General features: G+C 58.6%; 2 protein-coding genes. Both read left to right on the top strand.

The genetic code is table 11. From position 1 onward, the window contains the following. On the top strand, positions 1 to 194 hold a 194-nt coding region (locus tag ACGF49_RS24790; protein WP_387493398.1), incomplete at its 5' end, for a type VI secretion IcmF C-terminal domain-containing protein. A gap of 92 nt (positions 195 to 286) precedes the next feature. Next, on the top strand, positions 287 to 534 hold a 248-nt coding region (locus ACGF49_RS24785; RefSeq protein ID WP_387493395.1), incomplete at its 3' end, for a type VI secretion system ImpA family N-terminal domain-containing protein.

Here is a 534-nt window from a genome sequence, read left to right as displayed (position 1 = left end):
GCTTCACCGGCCCGTGGGCCCAGCTGCGCCTGATTAACAGCGGCAAACTGACTAATGTGCGTCAGGATGCGTTTGATGTGCGGTTCACCGTGGACGGCGGCGACATGACCTACCGTATCTACGTGGATGAATCCGACAACCCGTTTGCCGGCGGCCTGTTCAGTCAGTTCAGACTGCCTGACACCCTGTATTAATGGCAAACTGTATTAAGGGCAAATTTTATGCCTTGCAACATAGCCACCCACCCTGTCCGCCGCGCCGGCGGCAGGGGAAAGGATGAACAGCCATGAGTGAACGCCCTGAAAACCTGATTATCCGCGCCGGCAGTAACCCGATGCATCTGCCGGCGTTCACCGCCATCCGCGAGGAAATCAACAAAATCAACCACCCGTCTCAGCCGGCAGTGAACTGGCCGCTTATCGAATCCCTGGCCCTGACGCTGTTTCGCACCCACGGCGTCGATTTGCAGAGCGCGATTTACTACACCCTGGCCCGGATGCAGCTCAGCGGCCTGGCCGGGTTTACCGAAGGCTG

The sequence above is a fragment of the Photorhabdus sp. RM96S genome, assembly GCF_042879335.1.
GTDB lineage: Bacteria > Pseudomonadota > Gammaproteobacteria > Enterobacterales > Enterobacteriaceae > Photorhabdus > Photorhabdus kayaii.
The sequence above is the reverse complement of the archived record's forward strand: the minus strand, read 5'-3'. Positions and strand labels throughout refer to the sequence as shown.